Origin of the sequence: Coprococcus sp. AF16-5 (assembly GCF_003479365.1) — a bacterium.
GTDB classification, from domain to species: domain Bacteria; phylum Bacillota; class Clostridia; order Lachnospirales; family Lachnospiraceae; genus Coprococcus; species Coprococcus aceti.
Map to the genome: position 1 here is coordinate 1 of NZ_QUGZ01000019.1, position 2,417 is coordinate 2,417.

Here is a 2,417-nt window from a genome sequence, read left to right on the forward strand (position 1 = left end):
ATCGACCTTTATGAGTCCTCTTCCCTTTAGATTTTCCGGTTCAAGCTGTGAAACTTTTTTACTCTTAAAATAAGCGAGGCTCGTCTGATTATCTTTTGCTGAAATAATTCCATATACCATCACTCTCACCACCAATCTGTAACAGATGATTTCTTGTTACAAAAAATATAAAAATATCTGAATCTTACAGAATGGAAGTTCCATAAATTAATCCATGCCTGAGAAAACAGTTGCAATATCAGTTGTGACAAAAATGGAGTATGAATTTTATCAGTCGACAACTTATTTTAAAAAAAAGCTTTAAAAGTCAGTGATAACAGGAAATTTCAAAATAAAATGGATACGTATAATTATTTCGTGACTTTTTGTCACTGATTTTCTGTCACTCTTGAAATCGGCAGTTCCATTAAAAGTTCCTTATAATATTTTGTAGAATCTCAAGTGGAATTTATTTCAGATAAAATCATAACGAATTAAGATTAGGTCATTTCAAAGAAATTCAGATTAAAACGATTGCAGTTGATATGAAATCAACTGTGAGATGATACCCCATTGGCACTGGATACATACAGATAGCAAGGTCTCTCGCTGTCAGCCTACATTGAAACGATACCTGTGAATATCAAAATATATGACCACAACAAAAATACCCATCTGTACAAGCATCCTAACATGCGATACAAATAGGTATTAGCAAACTTTTCATCTCGCAAGATGGTAATATTTCTTAGCATCTGTCTCAGCCAAATTTCTTTCGAACAACAACAGAAACATTCACAGCTTAAAAATCCCTTAGCCTGTCAGTATCAGCAATAATGCGGGCAAAACAACAATTATACGCATGCACCTGTGAATCTTCAAAGGCTGAAATTTATCTGACTGTTTTTGATATACCATCAATACCCGCAACAGACATCCCCCTGTGCTGTGCCATATGGCTGGGTAGCACCAGCATATGCAAAGATGCCAATCTTACTAATCCTGTCTCTGTTTCCAAGGATAACAACTTATATGCGTTTTATGAATACACCAATACTGATTAAATTTCTTATCCTAGGTCTTAAAATTATTCAAGATATCAGAATAAGGCATTTCCTTAACAATTAGTTGAATTGTCTTGATTTTGGCATATACTTTCATAAAAATATACTGTTGTAGATACCAGCCAAACTTGTAACGAAATCTTTTGTTATAATTTTATATCAATTGCTGAAAATGGCTATTTCACAGTATTTATGAGTATTTTAGCAAACAATAGTTCTGTGAAAGAATGAAATCTGTCTGCTTGCAATAAAGTCAGTAAAATCAATGATTTACCGTACCTTAGAAATAAATTGTCGGACAAATCCTTTTGTATACCTGGGGGCAAATTTCGCCATAAGGTGTCCTTTCCCCTTTAGGTAAATGACAAAAAGCTATTATTAATTTCTGCATTTCATTCACTTCGTGAACAGGCAGAAATTAAAATAGCTTTTTGAGTTAGGGACTTTGAAGTCCTAAAGTATAGACATAATTAAATTTAATTTTATAAATATTACATATTTTCTATAGCATCACTGATTCTATCATTTAGATATTCAATAAAATTTTTATAATTAATCTTGTACTTTTTATCTCCTTGTGACCACATCATAACGGCTCCAGTTTTTACATCAATACAATAAATCCATTCGTCACAATTTTCTATTACAATCTTATCGTCATTCAACCCATATGACCTGAATTCTAGTGTCTTTTCCACAAATATCATTTTGCCATTTTTACCTACACCCAATGTTTCAATGCCATCCAGTCCACCATGCCCATAATTTTTCAAAAACCAAACATACTGCTCTGGAATTTTTAAATTTAATATTTTTTCTGCATCATATAAATCTTTATCATCTACATTAGGATGTGTAAAATCACCTTTTTCTTCATATTGACTTATAATCTTAACAATTTTATCATACATATTTTATTTTCCTCCTACGATTTGCTCTGCTCTCCATTTCCAATATGAACGTCTAAAATTATTATATTGCTTATTCAATATTGGATCATTTCTAAAACTTGCTCCATCTTCGATAAGACCATGCAACTGTGAATAATATTCTTGATGTGTAATCTCTCGAATCTCAACCATTGGTCCTGCTTCTTTTTGCAAAATATGATGTAGTTGAATAGCATTACCATCTGTCCCTATAGGAGGCTTGCCAGCCTGCATACGTTCTAAGTTTGTTAGTCCTGTTGTCTCATCAAAATACTCAAAATCTATATCATTCCTTTGATATACCTTTCTACTTACATCTCTAACTTCTCCATTAACTTTAACTGTGCCTTCATATTCTACTGAAGTGTAAATTACAGAACCACTTCCACCCTCACAAGTAATACTACTTTCAGACTCCCCCCGACCTTTGCTAGTAGACATAACC

Annotated in this window: 2 protein-coding genes; both read right to left on the minus strand. The window is 32.7% G+C overall.

Annotated elements, in window-relative coordinates; genetic code table 11:
- Positions 1 to 1,534: 1,534 nt before the first annotated feature.
- The gene (locus tag DWW70_RS14710; protein ID WP_015533326.1) at positions 1,535 to 1,954 is read right to left on the minus strand and encodes an SMI1/KNR4 family protein; all 420 of its coding nucleotides are present in this window, start codon (positions 1,952 to 1,954) and stop codon (positions 1,535 to 1,537) included.
- Positions 1,955 to 1,957: 3 nt separating this feature from the next.
- Positions 1,958 to 2,417, minus strand: a 460-nt coding sequence (locus tag DWW70_RS14715) for an HNH/ENDO VII family nuclease (RefSeq protein ID WP_199669345.1), incomplete at its 5' end; no start/stop codon positions are given.